Raw genomic sequence first — 19,947 nt, forward strand, 5'->3', positions numbered from 1 at the left:
CAGCGCGGGCGGCCCTAGGCGGCAAACAGCGCCGCGTACTGATCGGCCACGAAACCGAGCGATTTCACGCGGCCGTTGACGACGAGCACGGGGCGCTTGATGACCGACGGCTTGTGGATCATCAGCGCAACCGCGCCGGACTTCGTTTCCGCGGCAGCCTTCATCGCATCGTCCAGGCCGCGCCACGTCGTGCCGCGCTTGTTGACGAGCGCGTCGAGCGACACGTCCTTCAGCCAGTCCTCGACGAGCGGTGCGCTGACGCCGAGCTTCTTGAAGTCGTGGAACTCGAACTCGACGCCGTGATCGTCGAGCCACACGCGGGCCTTCTTCACGGTGTCGCAGTTCGGAATGCCGTAGACGACCACGGTGCGCGGCTTGGCCATCAGTCGCCTCGCAGCAGCTCGTTCAGGCCGACCTTGGCGCGAGTCTTCGCGTCGACCTTCTTCACGATCACCGCGCAGTACAGGCTGTGCGAGCCGTCCTTCGACGGCAGGTTGCCGGCGACGACGACCGAGCCGGCCGGGATGCGGCCATAGCTGACTTCACCCGTTTCGCGATCGTAGATCTTCGTGCTCTGGCCGAGGTACACGCCCATGGAGATCACGGAGTTTTCCTCGACGATCACGCCTTCGACGACTTCCGAGCGCGCGCCGATGAAGCAGTTGTCTTCGATGATGACGGGGTTCGCCTGCAGCGGCTCGAGCACGCCGCCGATGCCGACGCCGCCCGACAGGTGCACGTTCTTGCCGATCTGCGCGCACGAGCCGACCGTGGCCCACGTGTCGACCATCGTGCCTTCGTCGACGTACGCGCCGATGTTGGTGTACGACGGCATCAGCACGACGTTCTTCGCGATGAACGAGCCGCGGCGCGCGATGGCCGGCGGCACGACGCGGAAGCCGCCCGCGGCGAAGTCTTCGGCCGTGTAGTTCGCGAACTTCGACGGCACCTTGTCGTAGAACTGCGAGTAGCCGCCGGCCGGCATCGGTGCGTTGTCCTCCAGGCGGAACGACAGCAGCACGGCCTTCTTCAGCCACTGGTGCACGGTCCAGTTGCCGTCGATCTTCTCGGCGACGCGCAGCGCACCCTTGTCGAGTTGCTCGATCGCGTGCGCGACGGCCTCGCGGACGTCGGCGGGCGCGGCCTTCGGCGACAGCTCGGCGCGGTTTTCCCAGGCGGTATCGATGATTTGCTGAAGTTGTTGCGACATGTTCGTTTTCGCAGGAGATGAATGGAATTGATCGGGATGGACGATTACCGCGCGAGAGCCCGGCAGAAATCGACGATGCGTTGCGCGCCCTCGACGCATTCGGGGGTGCCCGCGACGAGCGCGATCCGGATGAAATCGCGGCCCGGATTCGTGCCGTGCGCATCGCGCGCCAGGTACGAGCCGGGCAGAACCGTCACATTATAGTCGGCGTACAGGCGGCGGGCGAACTCGGTGTCCGACAGCCCGGTGCGCGACACGTTGGCCCACAGGTAGAACGCGGCGTCGGGCAGCTTCACGTCGATCACGTCGGCCAGCATCGGCGTGACCGTGCTGAACTTCTGCAAATACAGCGCGCGGTTTTCGCGCACGTGCGCCTCGTCGTTCCACGCGGCGATGCTCGCGTGCTGCCAGACCGGCGACAGCGCGGCGCCGTGGTACGTGCGGTAGAGCAGGAATTTCTTCAGTAGCGCGGCGTCGCCGGCGACGAAGCCCGAGCGCATGCCCGGCACGTTCGAGCGCTTCGACAGGCTCGACAGCATCACGAGCCGCTCGAAGCTGCGACCGAGGCGGTGCGCGGCCTCGAGGCCGCCGAGCGGCGGCGCCGCTTCGTCGAAATAGATCTCCGAATAGCACTCGTCGGATGCGATCACGAAGCCGTGGCGGTCGGACAGCGCGAACAGCTCGCGCCAGTCGTCGAGCGTCAGCACGGCACCCGTCGGGTTGCCCGGCGAGCACACGTACAGCAGCTGAGTGCGCGCCCAGACTTCATCGGGCACGGCCGCGTAGTCGCACGCGAAGTTGCGCGCCGGGTCGCTGTTCGCGAAATAGGGTTCGGCACCGGCCAGCAGCGCCGCGCCTTCGTAAATTTGATAGAACGGATTCGGACAGAGTACGATCGCCTTCTTGCCGTCCGTGGTCGGGCGTGCGTCGATCACCGTTTGCGCGAGCGAGAACAACGCCTCGCGCGACCCCGACACGGGCAGCACCTGCGTGGCCGGGTCGATCGCCGGCAGCCCGTAGCGGCGTTCCAGCCAGTGTGCGATCGACGTGCGCAGCGCGTCCGAGCCCGCCGTGGCCGGATACGACGCGAGGCCGTCGAGTGAAGCAACCACGGCGTCGCGGATCAGCGCCGGAGTCGGGTGCTTGGGCTCGCCGATGCCGAAGCTGATCGGTTTCAGGCCGGCGGAGGGCGTCACGTCCTTGAACAGGGCGCGCAGCTTTTCGAAGGGATAGGGCTGGAGCGAGTCGAGTCGAGGGTTCACGGGCGAAGCGGCCATCGCGGCCGGTTGGAGCGAAAGGGGCGGCGCGGGTGCCGCACGGCAGCGAGCGGGCGCCTACGGCGCGCGGGTCGCAGCGGACGATTATAGCGTGATGCAATGCGGTCACGGCCCGCCGGAACGGCGGCCGGGCCGGTCGAATAAAGGGTATCGAACAATGAATAACGCGGTACGCGGCAGCCTGCCGACGCTGGCCATCCTGATCGGCGCGTCGGTATGGGGCCTGATCTGGTATCCGCTGCGGATCCTCGCGTCGCTCGGGCTCACCGGCACGCTGGCAAGCGCGCTGACGAGCGCCGTCGCTTTCCTGTTCGTGGTTGTCGTGCGGTGCCGCACGATCGCCACGCTGCGCTGGCACTGGGTGCTGCCAGGCATCGCGATCACGGCGGGCGTGACGAACCTCGGCTTCGTGTGGGGCACGATCCACGGCGAAGTGCTGCGCGTCATGCTGCTGTTCTACCTGACGCCCGCCTGGACCGCGATCTACGCGCATTTCCTGCTGCGCGAGCGGCTGACCTGGGCCGGCGTGGGGCTCGCGGCGCTGTCGATCGGCGGCGCCATGCTGATGCTGTGGTCGCCGAACCTCGGCATGCCGCTGCCGGCCAATCCGGCCGAATGGGCGGGGCTCGCGGCCGGCCTGAGTTTCGCGATGAGCAACGTGCTCGTGATCAAGGCGAGCCGCGAGCTGCCGGACATGCGCGCCGAAATGCGCACGGCGACGCTGTTCGGCGGCGCAGCGGTGTTCGGCGCGATCGCATCGCTGTTCGAGGGGCTGCCGGCCGCGCCTGCGGGTGGCCAGCTCGGCGTCGCCGCGCTGATCGTCGCCGCGATCGGCTTGACGATGGCGGCGAACAACCTGCTCGTGCAATATGGCCTCGCGCGCGTGCCGGCGAATCGCGCGTCGATCATCATGCTGTTCGAGATCGTGATCACCGCGCTGTCCGCGTGGGTGTTCGCGAACGAACTGCCGACGGCGCGCGAGTGGGCGGGCGGTGCGTGCATCGTGCTGGCGACGTTGCTGTCGAGCCGGGTCCATCGTGCCGCGCCAGCGTCGGGCAAACCCGGCGACGGGCGGGACGGCGCACGCGCGATGGTATGATGGAAGCCGTTTGCGGGGCCCAACGCTGGATGCGCGCGGCCCCGCTTTTGAATTCCGGGGCGCATCGCGCGCACGGGCCGTCCGGCCCCGCGCGTCGCGGCCCCGTCCGTTTCACACCTTCTTCACATCCGATACCGCCGTGCGTCTGAGCTCGATCAAACTCGCTGGCTTCAAATCCTTTGTCGATCCCACGCATTTCCAGGTTCCGGGCCAGCTTGTCGGCGTGGTAGGCCCGAACGGGTGCGGCAAGTCCAACATCATCGATGCCGTGCGCTGGGTGCTCGGCGAGTCGCGCGCGTCCGAGCTGCGCGGCGAGTCGATGCAGGACGTGATCTTCAACGGCTCGACCGCACGCAAGCCCGGCAGCCGGGCCAGCGTCGAACTGATCTTCGACAACTCCGACGGCCGCGCGGCCGGGCAGTGGGGCCAGTACGGCGAGATCGCCGTGAAGCGCGTGCTGACGCGCGACGGCACGTCGAGCTACTACATCAACAACCTGCCGGCGCGCCGCCGCGACATCCAGGACATCTTCCTCGGCACGGGCCTCGGCCCACGCGCGTACGCGATCATCGGCCAAGGCATGATCGCGCGGATCATCGAGGCGAAGCCGGAAGAGTTGCGCGTGTTCCTCGAGGAAGCCGCGGGCGTGTCGAAGTACAAGGAGCGCCGCCGCGAGACCGAGAACCGCCTGCACGACACGCGCGAGAACCTGACGCGCGTCGAGGACATCGTCCGCGAGCTCGGCGCCAACCTCGAGAAACTCGAGGCGCAGGCCGTCGTCGCGACCAAATACAAGGAACTCGTCGCCGACGGCGAGGAGAAGCAGCGCCTGTTGTGGCTGCTGCGCAAGAACGAGGCCGCGAGCGAGCAGCAGAAGCAGCAGCGCGCGATCGAGCAGGCGCAGATCGACCTCGAGGCGCAGACGGCGAAGCTGCGCGAGGTCGAGTCGCAGCTCGAGACGTTGCGGGTCGCGCATTATTCGGCGAGCGACGCGATGCAGGGCGCGCAGGGCGCGCTCTACGAGGCGAACGCCGAAGTGAGCCGCCTCGAGGCCGAGATCAAGTTCATCGTCGAATCTCGCAACCGCGTGCAGGCGCAGATCGCCGCGCTGAACGCGCAGCGCGAGCAATGGCGCGCGCAGGCCGAGAAGGCGCAGGACGAGCTCGAGGAAGCCGAAGAGGCGCGGGCGATGGCCGACGAGAAGGCCGCGCTCGCTGAAGACAACGCGGCCGCGAAGCACGACGCGCTGCCGGCGCTCGAGGCGAAATGGCGCGATGCGCAGGCGCAGCTCAACGACGAGCGCGCGCGGATCGCGCAGACCGAACAGTCGCTGAAGCTCGAGGCCGCGCACCAGCGCAATGCCGACCAGCAGCTCCAGCAGCTTCAGCAGCGCCATGAGCGCCTGAAGTCCGAGGCGGGCGGGCTCGACGCGCCGGACGAAGCGCAGCTCGAGGAGTTGCGCATGCAGCTCGCCGAGCAGGAAGAGATTCTCGCGGAAGCCCAGGCACGCCTGACCGATGCGCAGGACGCGCTGCCGCGCCTCGACGGCGACCGCCGTGCCGCGCAGGAGCGCGTGCAGGCCGAAAGCGCGCAGATCCACCAGCTCGAGGCGCGGCTCGCCGCGCTCAAGCAGCTGCAGGAGAACGTACAGACCGAAGGCAAGATCCAGCCGTGGCTCGACAAGCACGAGCTCGGCGCGCTGCCGCGTCTCTGGAAGAAGCTGCACGTCGAGGCTGGCTGGGAAGCCGCGCTCGAGGCCGTGCTGCGCGAGCGCCTGGCGGCGCTCGAAGTGTCGAATCTCGACTGGGTGAAGGCGTTCGCGACGGATGCGCCGCCCGCGAAGCTCGCGTTCTACGCGCCGCCCGCGGCAGGTGAGCCGGCGGCGGCCGCCGCCGGGCTGCGCCCGGTGCTGTCGCTCGTGCGCATCGACGATGCGGGCATCCGTGCGGTGCTGAACGACTGGCTCGGCAACGTGTACGTCGCCGACGACGTCGCGCAGGCGCTCGCGACGCGCGCGCAACTGCCGGCAGGCGGCGCGTTCGTCGTCAAGGCCGGCCACATCGTCACGCGTGTCGGCGTGCAGTTGTACGCGGCCGATTCGGAGCAGGCCGGGATGCTGGCCCGCCAGCAGGAAATCGAGAACCTGACGCGCCAGGTGCGCGCGCAGGCGCTGCTCGCCGACGAGGCCCGCACCGCCGCCGTGCGGGCGGAGGCCGCGCATACGCAGGCCACGCAGGCGCTCGGTGACGTGCGCGCGCAGGCCGAACGCGCGACGCAGCGCGTGCACGCACTGCAGATGGACGTGCTGAAGCTCGCGCAGGCGCATGAGCGCTACACGCAGCGCAGCACGCAGATCCGCGAGGAGCTCGAGGAAATCGGCGCGCAGATCGACGAGCAGCGCGCGCTGCGCGCGGAATCGGAAGCGAATTTCGAGCGTTTCGACGGCGAACTCGCCGAACTGCAGGCGCGCTTCGAGGACAACCAGCTCGCATTCGAGGCGCTCGACGAATCGCTGACGCAGGCGCGTCAGGAAGCGCGCGACCTCGAGCGCGGCGCGAACGACGCACGCTTTGCCGCGCGCAACGCGGTCACGCGGATCGACGAGCTCAAGCGCAGCATCCAGGTCGCGCACGAGCAGAGCGAGCGCGTCGCCGCGTCGCTGGAAGATGCGCGCGCCGAACTCGAAACGATCAACGAGCAGACCGCGCACACGGGCCTGCAGGATGCGCTCGAAATTCGCGCGGTGAAGGAAGAGGCGTTGCAGGCCGCGCGGATCGAACTCGACGACCTGACGGCAAAGCTGCGTGCCTCGGACGAGCAGCGTCTCGTCGCCGAGCGTTCGCTGCAGCCGCTGCGGGACCGCATCACCGAGCTGCAGCTGAAGGAGCAGGCCGCGCGCCTGTCCGTCGAGCAGTTCGCCGAGCAGCTCGCGGCGGCCGAGGTCGACGAGGAAGCGCTGCGCGAGAAGCTGACGCCGGACCTGAAGCCGTCGTATCTGCAGGGCGAGGTCACGCGCCTGAACAACGCGATCAACGCGCTGGGTCCGGTCAACATGGCCGCACTCGACGAGCTGAAGGCCGCGAGCGAGCGCAAGGTGTTCCTCGATGCGCAGTCGGCCGACCTGACCGACGCAATCACGACGCTCGAGGATGCGATCCACAAGATCGACCAGGAAACCCGCACGCTGCTGCAGGGCACCTTCGACGAGGTCAACCGTCACTTCAGCGATCTGTTCCCGCGCCTGTTCGGCGGCGGCCAGGCGAAGCTGATCATGACGGGCGACGAGATCCTCGATGCGGGCGTGCAGGTGATGGCGCAGCCGCCGGGCAAGAAGAACGCGACCATTCACCTGCTGTCGGGCGGCGAAAAGGCGCTGACCGCGACCGCGCTGGTGTTCGCGATGTTCCAGCTGAACCCGGCGCCGTTCTGTCTGCTCGACGAGGTCGACGCGCCGCTCGACGACGCGAACACCGAGCGTTTCGCGAATCTGGTGCGCGCGATGTCCGACAAGACGCAGTTCCTCTTCATCTCGCACAACAAGATCGCGATGGAGATGGCGCAGCAGCTGATCGGCGTCACGATGCAGGAGCAGGGCGTGTCGCGGATCGTCGCGGTGGACATGGAAACCGCCGCGGGTTTTGCCCAGAATTGACGTTTGACGAAACCGGACCGCGTTCGCGTGGCGCATGGGCGCCCGTTCGCGAGTCCGACGAACAAGAATTGCTGATGGAGCGTGCATGGACGAGTTGACACTCGGATTGATCGGCGCGGGCGCCGTCGTGGTGGGCGGCGTCGTGGTCTACAACGCCTGGCAGAGCGCGAAGGTGCGGCGCAGGATGCCTCGCCCGATGCCGGAAGAGACGGCCGAGGCGATGAATCGCCCCGAGCGCGACGAAGAGCTGCCGTTCATCGAGCCGGTGCGCCAGCCCGTGCGCCGCGAATCCGCGGCGCCGGCACCGGCCGCCGCTGCCGCGAGCGCGTCCGGCGAAGCCGCGCGCGTCGAGCCGACCTTCGGCGGCGTGGCGCCTGCCGACACACCGGCCGACCTGCAGGCCGAGGCCACCGGGGTCGACGCGCCGTCGGCGTCGACCGAGTCGGCCGAGCAGGCCGTCGACGAAGGTGCGGTCGCAGCCACGCAGGAAGCACCGGCCGCCGATGCGTCGAACGAACCGGTTGAACCCGTGCTGCCGGCCGCGACGACGATTTCGTCGGCGCCGCCCGCGATCGTCGACCGCCGGATCGACTGTATCGTGCCGATTCGCCTCGGCGCGCCGCTGCCGGGCGACAAGATCCTGCCGGTCGCGCAGCGGCTGCGCCGCGCGGGCAGCAAGCCCGTGCATATCGAAGGCAAGCCGGAAGGCGGCCAGTGGGAGCTGCTGCAGAACGGCGTGCGCTATGAAGAGCTGCGCGCGGCCGCGCAGCTCGCTAACCGTAGCGGTGCCCTCAACGAACTCGAATTCTCCGAATTCGTGACGGGCGTCCAGCAGTTCGCCGACGCGATCGACGGCGCACCGGAATTCCCGGACATGATGGAGACGGTCGCGATGGCGCGCGAGCTCGACGGCTTTGCCGCGCAGTGCGACGCGCAGTTGTCGATCAACGTGATGTCGGACGGCGCGCCGTGGTCGGCGAACTACGTGCAGGCCGTCGCTTCGCAGGACGGGCTGCTGCTCTCGCGTGACGGCACGCGCTTCGTGAAGCTCGACGCGAAGCAGAACCCCGTGTTCATGCTGCAGTTCGGCGACACGAACTTCCTGCGCGACGACCTGACCTACAAGGGCGGCAACATGATTACGCTGGTGCTCGACGTGCCTGTTGCCGAAGAGGACATCCTGCCGTTCCGGCTGATGTGCGACTACGCGAAGTCGCTGTCCGAGCGGATCGGCGCGCGAGTCGTCGACGATTCGCGCCGGCCGCTGCCGGAATCGACGCTGGTGGCGATCGACCAGCAACTCATGAAGCTGTACGCGAAGCTCGAGGAAGCGGGCATCCCGGCCGGTTCGCCGGTCACGCGCCGCCTCTTCAGCCAGTAACGCGTTTCACGGGCGACGGCTTGCGGTGCCGTCGCCCGTCGTCGTTGCAGCGCCGCACACACCGTCTGCGTGGACTGCAGCGGGCCTGCGCGGCACGCATCGCGTGCCCCCGCCGCGGCGTCAAACTGAGATAATCGAACATCCGATTTTTCAGAGCGAATTGCCGCCAGCATGGCCCGAACCCAAGCCGAACCGCCAGCCAGCCAGCCCGACGCGCGTGCCGCGTGGCTGCGCGATCAACTCGAGCGGGCGAATTACGCCTATTACGTGCTCGACCAGCCGGATCTGCCCGACGCCGAATACGACCGGCTCTTTGGCGAGCTGAAGCAGCTCGAAACCGAACATCCCGAACTCGTGACGCCCGATTCACCGACGCAGCGCGTCGGCGGCGAAGTGGCGAGCGGCTTCACGCCGGTCGTCCATGACGCGCCGATGCTGTCGTTGAACAACGGCTTCGCCGACGAGGACATCGTCGCGTTCGACAAGCGCGTCGCCGATGCGCTCGACAAGACGACCGATCTCGCCGGCTCGGTGACGGACCCGGTCGAATACGCATGCGAGCTGAAGTTCGACGGGCTCGCGATCTCGTTGCGCTACGAGCACGGCGTGTTCATGCAGGCATCGACCCGCGGCGACGGCACGACCGGCGAGGACGTGACGGAGAACGTCCGCACGATCCGTTCGATCCCGCTGAAGCTGAAGGGTAAGCACGTGCCTGCCGTGCTCGACGTGCGCGGCGAGGTGCTGATGTTCAAGCGCGATTTCGCACGCCTGAACGAACGCCAGCGCGCTGCCGAGCAGCGCGAATTCGCGAATCCGCGCAATGCGGCGGCCGGCAGCCTGCGCCAGCTCGATCCGAAGATCACCGCGCAGCGCCCGTTGTCGTTCTTCTCGTACGGGATCGGCGTGCTCGACGGGATGCTGATGCCGGACACGCACAGCGCGCTGCTCGACTGGTACGAAACGCTCGGCCTGCCGGTGAACCGCGAACGCGCGGTCGTGCGCGGCGCTGACGGCCTGCTCGATTTCTTCCGCAAGGTCGGCGAGAAGCGCGAGTCGCTGCCGTACGACATCGACGGCGTCGTCTACAAGGTCAACCGGCGCGACGAGCAGGACCGCCTCGGCTTCGTGTCGCGCGCGCCGCGCTTCGCGCTCGCGCACAAGTTCCCCGCGCAGGAAGCGTTGACGAAGCTCGTCGCGATCGACGTGCAGGTCGGCCGCACGGGCGCGATCACGCCGGTCGCACGGCTCGAACCGGTGTTCGTCGGCGGCGCGACGGTAACGAACGCGACGCTGCACAACGAGGACGAAGTGCGCCGCAAGGACATCCGGATCGGCGATACCGTGATCGTGCGGCGCGCGGGCGACGTGATCCCCGAAGTCGTCGGTGCGCTGCTCGACCGACGGCCAGCCGATGCGACCGAGTTCGTGATGCCGACCGAGTGCCCGGTGTGCGGCTCGAAGATCGAACGCCTGCCCGATGAGGCGATCGCGCGCTGCACGGGCGGCCTGTTCTGTCCGGCGCAGCGCAAGCAGGCGCTGTGGCACTTCGCGCAGCGCCGTGCGCTCGACATCGACGGGCTGGGCGAGAAGATCATCGATCAGCTCGTCGAACTGAACCTCGTGCGCACGCCGGCCGACCTGTTCAATCTCGGTTTCGCGACGCTCGCGGAACTCGACCGGTTCGCCGAGAAGTCCGCACAGAATCTACTCGACTCGCTCGAAAAGGCGAAGCATACGACGCTCGCGCGCTTCATCTACGGGCTCGGGATCCGCCATGTCGGCGAATCGACCGCGAAGGACCTCGCGAAGCATTTCGGGTCGCTGACTCCGATCATGGACGCGTCGATCGAGGAATTGCTCGAAGTGAACGACGTCGGACCGATCGTGGCCGAGTCGATTCACCAGTTCTTTGCGGAAGAACACAACCGCACGGTGATCGAGCAGTTGCGTGCGCCCGGCAAGGTCACGTGGCCCGAAGGCCCGCCCGCGCCGAAGGCGCCGCAGGGCGTGCTCGCCGGCAAGACGGTCGTGCTGACGGGCACGCTGCCGACGCTCACGCGCGACGCCGCGAAGGAGATGCTCGAAGCGGCGGGCGCGAAAGTCGCGGGCTCGGTGTCGAAGAAGACGGATTACGTGGTCGCGGGCGCCGAAGCCGGCAGCAAGCTCGCGAAGGCCGAGGAACTCGGCATCCCCGTGCTGGACGAAGACGGACTGCACCAACTCCTGGAGGGCAACACGCCATGATTCGCGAGATCCTGAAGATGGGCGATCCGCGCCTGCTCGAAGTCGCCAAGCCGGTCGAGCGGTTCGATACCCCCGAACTGCACGAGATCGTCGCGGACATGTTCGAGACGATGCATCACGCGAACGGCGCAGGGCTTGCCGCGCCGCAAATCGGCGTCGGTCTGCAGATCATCATCTTCGGCTTCGGCAGCAACAACCGTTATCCGGACGCGCCGCCCGTGCCCGAGACGGTGCTGATCAACCCGAAGCTCGAGTACGTGCCGCCGGACATGGAGGAGGGCTGGGAGGGCTGCCTGTCGGTGCCTGGCATGCGTGGCGTCGTCAGCCGCTATGCGAAGGTGCGCTACAGCGGCTTCGACCAGTTCGGCGCGAAGCTCGACCGTGTCGCCGAAGGCTTCCACGCGCGGGTCGTCCAGCACGAATACGATCACCTGATCGGCAAGCTGTATCCGATGCGGATCACCGACTTCACGCGCTTTGGCTTCACCGAAGTGTTGTTTCCAGGGCTTGATCCGGCCGACGACGACTGATCTTCTGCGGCCGCGCGCGCCGTCGCCGTACCGAAACGAAAAAGCCCGCTTGCGCGGGCTTTTTTCATGGCGTCGCACGCAACGCGTGCCCGCCGTCAGAACGACTCGTCAGCCGACAGGTAGCGCCATTGCCCTTGCGGCAACGCGCCGAGCATCACGCGGCCCATCCGCACGCGTTTCAGGCCGATCACTTCGAGACCGACCAGCTCGCACATGCGGCGGATCTGGCGCTTCTTGCCTTCGCGCAGCACGAAACGCAGCTGTTCGCCGTTCTGCCAGCTCACCATCGCGGGTTTCAGCGGGACGCCGTCGAGCTCGAGGCCGTGACGCAGCTTCGCGAGCGATTCCGCGGGGAAGTGCTGGTCGATGTCGATCAGCCGCTCGCCGAAGCGCACGCGCACCAGGTATTCCTTGTCGATGTCCGACTGCTCGCCGATCAGTTGCTTCGCGATCCGGCCGTTCTGCGTCAGCACGAGCAGGCCGGTCGAATCGATGTCGAGCCGCCCGGCCGGCGCGAGCGCATGCAGGTGCTGCGGTGAGAAGCGCAGTTGCGAGCGGTCGCCGCTCCACTGGTTCGCGCGCGTGATCAGCACCGATGCCGGCTCGTAGCCGTCTTCCGCCTGGCCCGACACATAGCCGACCGGCTTGTGCAGCAGGATCGTCACCTGCGCGGCCTGCGCGGCGCTCGCGCGCTCGTCGATCTCGATCTTCTGGTCCGGGCGGACCTTGGTGCCGAGCGTGTCGATGCGTTCGCCGTCGACGAGCACCCAGCCCTTTTCGATCCATTCGTCCGCTTCGCGGCGCGAGCACAGGCCGAGTTCGGACATGCGCTTCGACAGGCGCATCAGGCCCGTTTCGTCGCCGTGGTCGACGTCGGCGGCGCGGCGCTTGACCGGTTGTGCGGTCTTCAGCGCGGCGCCGGTCGAGCGGCGTTCGGTGTTGCTACGCTCGCCGTCGCGTGCAGGGCGCGTCGGGCGGTCGGACGACGTACGGCGTTCGCCGAAGCCGCGCTTTTCGCCTGCGCCGGCTGCCTTGTCGCGGTAGGGCGCACGTGCAGCGCCTTCGGCGCCTGCGCGGCGCGGACGCGCATCGTCGTCGTTGCGACGCGTCGGGCGATCGGACGACGTGCGGCGCTCGCCGAAGCCGCGCTTTTCGCCTGCGCCGGCCGCCTTGTCGCGATAGGGCGCACGCGCGCCGCCTTCGGCACCTGCGCGGCGCGGACGCGCATCGTCGTCATTGCGACGCGCCGGGCGGTCGGACGACGTACGGCGTTCGCCGAAGCTGCGCTTTTCGCCTGCACCGGCTGCCTTGTCGCGATAGGGCACACGTGCGCCGCCTTCGGCGCCTGTGCGGCGCGGACGCGCATCGTCGTCATTGCGACGCGCCGGGCGGTCGGACGACGTACGGCGTTCGCCGAAGCTGCGCTTTTCGCCTGTGCCGGCTGCCTTGTCGCGGTAGGGCGCACGTGCAGCGCCTTCGGCGCCTGCGCGGCGCGGGCGTGCATCATCGTCGCTGCGACGGGCAGGACGATCGGACGGTGCACGACGCTCGCCGAAGCTGCCCTTCGCGCCATCACCGGCTGCCTTGTCACGGTAGGGCGCACGTGCAGCGCCTTCGGCACCCGCACGGCGCGGCCGCGCATCGGGCTTGCCGTCGGCGCCACGATGCGGACGGGCGTCGCCGCGTTCGGCGCGGCCGCCAGGCTTCGCATCGCTGCGATAGCCGCGCTCGGCGCCGCCGTCACGCGGCGCGCGCTTCGCCGGAGCGCGATCCGCACCCTCCGCGCCGCGCGGCTTGAACGCGCGTTCGCCGGCGGCTGCCGGTGCGGCGGCCTTCTTCGGACGCGGCGGCTTGTCGGCCGCGGGCGGCGCGGCGGGGCGCACCGCCTTGCGGGCGACGAGGCTGCCGGAGCGGACGGGTGCGCGGGTCGGCGACGCCGGCCGCGGATTCTTGACGGTCAATTTGGTGCGCATAAACGCTGGGATTCATTCAGACTGCGATCGCGCGCAGCAATTCGGTTTCGAGCTGGATCTGCAAGCGGTTGTCGGACAGGCCGGCACCGTCGAGCAGGAAGATGTCTTCGACGCGTTCGCCGAGCGTATTGATCCGCGCCGCGTGGACGCCGACCCGATGCTCGGCCAGGACGCGCGCGATCGAATAGAGAAGGCCCGGCCGGTCGTTGGCGGACACGGACAGGATGTAGTACTGGCCGCGTTCGTCGGCCCGGAGGTCGACGCGCGGCGTGATCGGAAACGTCCGGGACAGCCGCGACAGGCGGCCCTTGGACGGCTCAGGCAGCGACGCGGTTTCGGCAAGGCGCGTCGCGAGTTGCTGTTCGACGAGATTCGCGATGTCGCGATAGCGCACGTCGAGTTCGGTCTGCGTGACGATGAAGTTGTCGAGCGCATAGCCGTGCCGCGTCGTGCTGACGCGCGCATCGAGCACCGACAGTCCGTTGCGGTCGAAGTACGCGCAGATGCCCGCGAACAGGTCGGGGCGGTCCTTCACGTACACGAGCACTTGCAGCGCATCGCCGATCGGCGACGGCCGCGCGCGGACGATCGCGGTTTCGGCGTTCACGTGCCGGTACAGCACGCGCGTCTGCCATGCGATGTCGGCCGCGTCGTGGCGCAGGAAAAAGCCGATGTCGAGCTGATCCCACAGCGCGCGGTGCGCGTCCTCGGGCACGGTCTCGAGGCGCAGCAGCGCGAGCGCCTGCTCCTGTCGCGACTTCAGTTCCGAATGCGCGTCGGGATTCGCGCCGCCGAGCACCGCCAGCGTGATGCGGTAGAGGTCTTCGAGGAGCTTGCCCTTCCACGTGTTCCACACCTTCGGGCTCGTGCCGCGAATATCGGCGACGGTCAGCAGGTAGAGCGCAGTGAGGTAGCGCTCGTTGCCGACGACTTCGGCGAAGCGTTTGATGACCTCGGGGTCGCTCGTGTCCTGCTTCTGCGCGACCTGGCTCATCGTCAGGTGATGCTGGACGAGCCACACGATCAGCCCCGCGTCGTCGCCGGCGATCCCGTGCTCGCGGCAGAAACGCCGCGCGTCGGCCATCCCGAGCGTCGAGTGGTCGCCGCCGCGGCCCTTCGCGATGTCGTGGAACAGCGCCGCGACATACAGCACCCACGGGCGCTCGAAATTGCCGATCAGCTGGCTGCAGAACGGGTACTCGTGCGCATGCTCGGCCACCGCGAAGCGGCGAATGTTGCGCAACACCATCAGGATGTGCTGGTCGACCGTGTACACGTGGTACAGGTCGTGCTGCATTTGGCCGACGATGCGGCGGAAATTCAGCAGATAGCGGCCGAGCACGCTCGTCTGGTTCATCAGCCGGAACGCATGCGTGATGCCTTCGGGCTGCTGCAGGATCTGCATGAACGTGCTGCGGTTCTGCGGATCGCGCCGCCACGTGTTGTTCATGATCTCGCGCGAGTTGTACAGCGCGCGCAGCGTGCGGGCGGACAGGCCCTTCACGCCGCGGGTCGCCTCGTACAGCAGGAACGCTTCGAGGATCGCGTCCGGATGGCGTTCGAACACGCCGTCGTCGACGATTTCGAGCATGCCCTGCTTCTCGACGAAGCGATCGGGCGACAGCACGCGCGTGATGCCGCTCGTCGCGGGAAACAGCTGCGCCTCGATATTCTGGATCAGGATCGTCGCCAGCTGCGTGACCGCTTTCGCGGCCCAGTAGTAACGGCGCATCAGCTGCTCGCTTGCGCGTTTGGCCTGCGTCGGCTGGTAGCCGAAGCTCTCGGCGGCCTGCGTCTGCAGGTCGAACACGAGCATGTCCTGGCGGCGGCCGGCGATCACGTGCAGCCGCGCGCGCAACGTCTTCAGGAATCCTTCGTTGCGGCGCAGCTCGCGCGCCTCGCGATCGGTGATGAGACCGCGCGTGTCGAGCTCGCGCCAGCTGCTGCCGAAGCCGGCCGCGCGCGCGATCCACAGGATCGTCTGCAGGTCGCGCAGCCCGCCCGGGCTTTCCTTCACGTTCGGCTCGAGGCTGTACGGCGTGTCCTGGAACTTCGCGTGGCGCTGGCGCATCTCGAGCACCTTCGCGGTGAAGAACGCGCGCGCGTCGAGCGCCTCGTGATACCGCACGGTGAAGCGCTCGAACAGCGCGGTGCTGCCGACGATGCGGCGCGCCTCGAGCAGCGAGGTCTGCACGGTGACGTCGTGCGACGCCTCCTCGATGCATTGGGCGACCGTGCGCACGCTGCTGCCGATCTCGAGGCCGAGATCCCATGCCATCCCGATGAAGCGCTCGATGCGCGCGTCGAGCGCCGGGTCGTGCGTATCGGGCAGCAGCACGAGGATGTCGACGTCGGAGTAGGGCGCGAGCTCGCCGCGCCCGTAGCCGCCGACGGCGACGAGTGCGAGCGTCGCGGGCAGCCCGCAGTCGTCCCACACGCGCTTGAGCACATCGTCGGTGAGTTTCGACAGCGCGTGCATCAGCGATGCGACGTTCGTCGCGCTGCGAAAGCGCTCGAGCATGTCGGCCTTGGCGGCCTTGAATTCGGCGCGCCGCGACAGCGCTTCGGGCGAGGGGGCGGCGTGAGCGCTCATGGGCAGGCCGTTCAGGTCAGCAGGTCAGGGGCGGGCGGGGCAGGCTGGCGCGGCGGCGCTCAAACCGCGGCGGCTGGTTGCGCGAACACCGGGCGCGCCGGCGTGCCGGCGGACACGGTCAGCACCTCGTAGCCCGTCTCGGTGACGAGCACCGTGTGCTCCCATTGCGCGGACAGGCTGCGGTCGCGCGTCTTGACCGTCCACTGGTCGGGCATCGTGCGGATGTCGCGCTTGCCGGCGTTGATCATCGGCTCGATCGTGAAGATCATCCCGGCCTTCAGCTCGATGCCGGTGCCCGGACGGCCATAGTGTACGACCTGCGGATCCTCGTGGAATACCGTGCCGATGCCGTGGCCGCAGTATTCGCGCACGACGCTGTAGCCCTGCGCTTCCGCATGCTTCTGGATCGCATGGCCGATGTCGCCGAGGTGAGCGCCGGGCTTGACCTGGTCGATGCCGAGCCACATGCACTCATAGGTGGTCTGCACGAGGCGCTTCGCGAGGATCGAGCCCTCGCCGACGATGAACATCCGGCTGGTGTCGCCGAAGTAGCCGTTCTTGATCACGGTGATGTCGATGTTCAGCGCGTCGCCGTTCTTGATCACCTTCTCGCCCGGAATGCCGTGGCAGATCACGTCGTTGACCGAGATGCAGGTGGCCTTCGGGTACGGCGGATAGCCGGGCGGCTGATAATTCAGCGGCGCGGGGATCGTGCCCTGCTCGTTGAGCATGAATTCGTGACAAAGCCGGTCGAGTTCGGCGGTCGTGACGCCCGCGACGACGTGCGGCGTGATGAAGTCGAGCACTTCGCTCGCGAGACGGCAGGCGACGCGCATCTCGGCGATATCGTGTTCGTTTTTGAGCGTAATAGCCATCGAGGTATGCCTGGAATGCGGTGAATTGACGGATTATCGCACCTTATGGCGGGCCTCGCAGCCCCTGCCGGCGGTACCGATGCGGGTTTTCGCGGATTGTCCGGCCGGCTGCCGCGCGGCAAGCGAAAGTGCCGGGCGACTTGAGAGCCGACAAATCGGCGTGCTATACTCTCTGGCTAAGTCGACATCCAAATGCCGAACATGCCCCGTCATGGGGCGGTACAGGGCGGCATGGAAATGAAAGGCTTGCGGCACGGGCATTTTCGCACGTGTCGAATCGCAAGCCGGCGCAACCAGGGTGCCGACGCGCGGAACGAGGCGTCCTTCGGGGCGCGTTCGCGCGGCGGTACGGCAGCCGGCTTAAGACCCAACCCTCGTGGAGAATTTACATGGCAGTCACGATGCGCCAAATGCTGGAAGCGGGTGTCCACTTCGGTCACCAGACCCGTTTCTGGAACCCGAAGATGGCTCCGTTCATTTTCGGTCACCGCAACAAGATTCACATCATCAACCTCGAAAAGACGCTGCCGATGTTCACGGACGCACAGAAGTACGTGCGCCAGCTGGCAGCGAACCGCGGCACGATCCTGTTCGTCGGCACGAAGCGTCAGTCGCGTGACACGATCGCTCAGGAAGCGCAGCGCGCGGGCATGCCGTACGTCAACGCACGCTGGCTCGGCGGCATGATGACCAACTTCAAGACGCTGAAGGTTTCGATCAAGCGTCTGAAGGACATGGAAGCGGCAGTCGAGGCAGGCGAGCTCGAGAAGATGAGCAAGAAGGAAGCGCTGCTGTTCGAACGCGAAATCGCCAAGCTGCAGAAGTCGATCGGTGGCGTGAAGGACATGGGCGGCATTCCGGACGCAATCTTCGTCGTCGACGTCGGCTACCACAAGATTGCCGTGACGGAAGCGAACAAGCTGGGCGTGCCGGTCATCGCCGTGGTCGATACGAACCACTCGCCGGAAGGTGTGGATTACGTGATCCCGGGTAACGACGACTCGAGCAAGGCAGTCGCGCTGTACGCTGAAGGCGTGGCCGACGCGATCCTGGAAGGCCGTGCGAACGCGGTCAACGAAGTGGTCCAGGCAGCGCGTGGCGACGACGAGTACGTCGAGGAAAACGCGTAACTGGCCCCGAGCCGGCGCAAAAAGGGGGCTCTCAACAGGCCCCCTTTTTTTAAGCTTGTGCGCCGGACCTGATCGCGCCGAATCGGCGCGGGTCCGGAAACGATTTTCGGCCGTTCGCGTCCAAGCGGGCGGCGTTGTGAATACAGACTCAAGGAGCGAATGATGGCGGCAATTACCGCAAGCATGGTGGCAGAACTGCGCGCAAAGACCGACGCACCGATGATGGAGTGCAAGAAGGCGCTGACGGAAGCCGACGGCGATCTGGCCAAGGCTGAAGAACTGCTGCGCGTGAAGCTCGGCAACAAGGCGAGCAAGGCGGCATCGCGCGTGACGGCCGAAGGCGTCGTCGCATCGTTCGTCGGCGGCAACGCGGGCGCGCTGGTCGAACTGAACTGCGAAACCGACTTCGTCGCGAAGAACGACGACTTCCTCGCATTCTCGAAGACGGTTGCAGAACTCGTCGCGACGCAAAACCCGGCCGACGTGGCAGCGCTGTCGGCACTGCCGCTCGACGGCTCGACGGTCGACGCAGTGCGTCTGGCCCTGATCGGCAAGATCGGCGAAAACGTGTCGATCCGCCGTTTCGTCCGTTTCGAAACCGCGAACAAGATCGCAACGTACCTGCACGGCGCGCGTATCGGCGTGATCGTCGAGTACACAGGTGCGGAAGAGCAGGTCGGCAAGGACGTCGCGATGCACATCGCTGCGATGAAGCCGGTCGCGCTGTCGTCGGCAGACGTGCCGGCGGAACTGATCGAGACGGAGCGCCGTGTCGCCGAGCAGAAGGCTGCCGAATCGGGCAAGCCGGCTGAAATCGTCGCTAAGATGGTCGACGGCAGCGTCCAGAAGTACCTGAAGGAAGTGTCGCTGCTGAACCAGACGTTCGTGAAGAACGACAAGCAGACGATCGAGCAGATGCTGAAGGCAGCGAATGCGGCAGTGCAGAAGTTCGCGCTGTTCGTCGTCGGCGAAGGCATCGAGAAGCGCCAGGACGACTTTGCCGCCGAAGTGGCCGCACAAGTCGCAGCAGCAAAGCAGCAGTAAGCAGTCAGGCAGTATCCGCGGCGGGCGTCCGCTCCGCCGCGGCCGGCGGCGTCGCCGGCCGGCCGGGAACCTCCGTCCGACCGTCGGCGCTTGCCCGAATCAGTATTTCGCCCCTACAGTTCGTGGTTGTCATCCTCTCGTCGCTCGGAAGCCCCTATGTCCAATGCCTATAAACGCGTCCTCCTCAAACTCTCCGGCGAAGCGCTGATGGGCGATGATGCCTTCGGCATCAATCGCGCGACGATCGAGCGGATGGTGGCGGATATCGCCGAAGTCGTAGGTCTCGGCACGCAGCTCGCGGTCGTGATCGGCGGCGGTAACATTTTCCGTGGTGTCGCGGGCGGTGCGGCCGGCATGGACCGCGCGACGGCCGACTACATGGGGATGCTGGCCACGATGATGAACGCACTGGCGCTGCAGGACGCGATGCGCCACGCCGGCATCGTCGCGCGCGTGCAGTCCGCGCTGCGCATGGACCAGGTCGTCGAGCCGTACATCCGGCCCCGTGCGATCCGCCAGCTCGAGGAAGGCAAGGTCGTGATCTTCGCGGCCGGCACGGGCAACCCGTTCTTCACGACGGACACGGCCGCCGCGCTGCGCGGTTCGGAAGTGGGCGCCGAGGTCGTATTGAAGGCGACCAAGGTCGATGGCGTATATTCTGCCGATCCGAAGAAGGATCCGTCGGCCACGCGCTACACGACGATCAGCTTCGACGAGGCGATCAGCCGCAATCTGCAGGTGATGGACGCGACGGCCTTCGCGCTGTGCCGCGACCAGAAGCTGCCGATTCGCGTGTTTTCGATCAACAAGCCGGGCGCGCTCAAGCGTATCGTGCTGGGCGAGGACGAAGGTACGCTCGTCCACGTGTAAACTCCCGCGGATGCGGGCAAGCGGCGTGGGTCGTCGGCCGCGGTGCGTGGCGCGCCGGGCGGGGCC

Annotated in this window: 14 protein-coding genes; 8 read left to right on the forward strand and 6 right to left on the reverse strand. The window is 67.4% G+C overall.

The features are described from left to right. Positions 1 to 14 precede the first annotated feature (14 nt). From DIE11_RS06880 to dapC, 3 genes are read right to left on the reverse strand one after another with little or no spacing between them, the layout of a single operon-like run. Complete coding sequence (locus DIE11_RS06880; RefSeq protein ID WP_044847939.1) at positions 15 to 383, reverse strand: ArsC family reductase; 369 nt, start codon at positions 381 to 383, stop codon at positions 15 to 17. Next, positions 383 to 1,210, reverse strand: coding sequence for a 2,3,4,5-tetrahydropyridine-2,6-dicarboxylate N-succinyltransferase (gene dapD / locus DIE11_RS06885; protein ID WP_006478479.1), 828 nt, complete (start codon positions 1,208 to 1,210; stop codon positions 383 to 385). Before dapD ends, DIE11_RS06880 begins: the two co-directional genes overlap by 1 nt. Before the next feature lie 44 nt (positions 1,211 to 1,254). After that, the gene (gene dapC, locus DIE11_RS06890; protein ID WP_124622430.1) at positions 1,255 to 2,487 is read right to left on the reverse strand and encodes a succinyldiaminopimelate transaminase; all 1,233 of its coding nucleotides are present in this window, start codon (positions 2,485 to 2,487) and stop codon (positions 1,255 to 1,257) included. Between the two features lie 157 nt (positions 2,488 to 2,644). Here dapC and DIE11_RS06895 point away from each other — a divergent pair, with 157 nt between their 5' ends. The 5 genes from DIE11_RS06895 (at position 2,645) to def (ending at position 11,396) form a co-directional block, all read left to right on the forward strand. Then, a complete protein-coding gene (locus tag DIE11_RS06895) occupies positions 2,645 to 3,586 on the forward strand; it encodes a DMT family transporter (protein WP_124622432.1) in 942 nt (313 codons plus the stop codon). A gap of 139 nt (positions 3,587 to 3,725) precedes the next feature. Next, complete coding sequence (smc, locus tag DIE11_RS06900) at positions 3,726 to 7,238, forward strand: chromosome segregation protein SMC (protein ID WP_124622434.1); 3,513 nt, start codon at positions 3,726 to 3,728, stop codon at positions 7,236 to 7,238. An 85-nt stretch (positions 7,239 to 7,323) separates the two neighbouring features. Then, complete coding sequence (locus DIE11_RS06905) at positions 7,324 to 8,619, forward strand: cell division protein ZipA C-terminal FtsZ-binding domain-containing protein (RefSeq protein WP_124622436.1); 1,296 nt, start codon at positions 7,324 to 7,326, stop codon at positions 8,617 to 8,619. Between the two features lie 171 nt (positions 8,620 to 8,790). Next, positions 8,791 to 10,866, forward strand: a complete 2,076-nt coding sequence (gene ligA / locus DIE11_RS06910) for an NAD-dependent DNA ligase LigA (protein ID WP_124622438.1) — start codon at positions 8,791 to 8,793, stop codon at positions 10,864 to 10,866. After that, positions 10,863 to 11,396, forward strand: a complete 534-nt coding sequence (def, locus tag DIE11_RS06915) for a peptide deformylase (protein ID WP_059599922.1) — start codon at positions 10,863 to 10,865, stop codon at positions 11,394 to 11,396. The genes ligA and def overlap by 4 nt, the downstream gene beginning before the upstream one ends. A gap of 95 nt (positions 11,397 to 11,491) precedes the next feature. Here the strand turns inward: def and DIE11_RS06920 are convergent, their stop codons facing one another. The 3 genes from DIE11_RS06920 to map are packed head-to-tail and all read right to left on the reverse strand — an operon-like array spanning position 11,492 to position 16,837. Then, positions 11,492 to 13,369 (reverse strand): pseudouridine synthase, encoded by a 1,878-nt coding sequence (locus tag DIE11_RS06920; RefSeq protein ID WP_124622441.1) that lies wholly within the window; start codon positions 13,367 to 13,369, stop codon positions 11,492 to 11,494. A 16-nt stretch (positions 13,370 to 13,385) separates the two neighbouring features. Then, complete coding sequence (locus DIE11_RS06925) at positions 13,386 to 15,962, reverse strand: [protein-PII] uridylyltransferase (RefSeq protein ID WP_124622443.1); 2,577 nt, start codon at positions 15,960 to 15,962, stop codon at positions 13,386 to 13,388. Between the two features lie 59 nt (positions 15,963 to 16,021). Next, the gene (gene map, locus DIE11_RS06930) at positions 16,022 to 16,837 is read right to left on the reverse strand and encodes a type I methionyl aminopeptidase (RefSeq protein WP_124622445.1); all 816 of its coding nucleotides are present in this window, start codon (positions 16,835 to 16,837) and stop codon (positions 16,022 to 16,024) included. A gap of 389 nt (positions 16,838 to 17,226) precedes the next feature. On the opposite strand from map, the gene rpsB reads away from it, so the two are divergent. From rpsB to pyrH, 3 genes are all read left to right on the forward strand, one after another. Further along, a complete protein-coding gene (gene rpsB / locus DIE11_RS06935) occupies positions 17,227 to 17,967 on the forward strand; it encodes a 30S ribosomal protein S2 (RefSeq protein ID WP_006483818.1) in 741 nt (246 codons plus the stop codon). A 162-nt stretch (positions 17,968 to 18,129) separates the two neighbouring features. After that, positions 18,130 to 19,011 carry a translation elongation factor Ts gene (gene tsf, locus DIE11_RS06940; protein ID WP_034188848.1) on the forward strand — a complete coding sequence of 294 codons (882 nt, stop codon included), beginning with the start codon at positions 18,130 to 18,132 and terminating at the stop codon, positions 19,009 to 19,011. Positions 19,012 to 19,167: 156 nt separating this feature from the next. Continuing rightward, positions 19,168 to 19,881 (forward strand): UMP kinase, encoded by a 714-nt coding sequence (gene pyrH, locus DIE11_RS06945; protein WP_011885142.1) that lies wholly within the window; start codon positions 19,168 to 19,170, stop codon positions 19,879 to 19,881. Positions 19,882 to 19,947: the final 66 nt, after the last annotated feature.

The sequence above is a fragment of the Burkholderia sp. Bp9012 genome, from assembly GCF_003853825.1.
Taxonomy (GTDB): Bacteria; Pseudomonadota; Gammaproteobacteria; order Burkholderiales; family Burkholderiaceae; genus Burkholderia; species Burkholderia diffusa.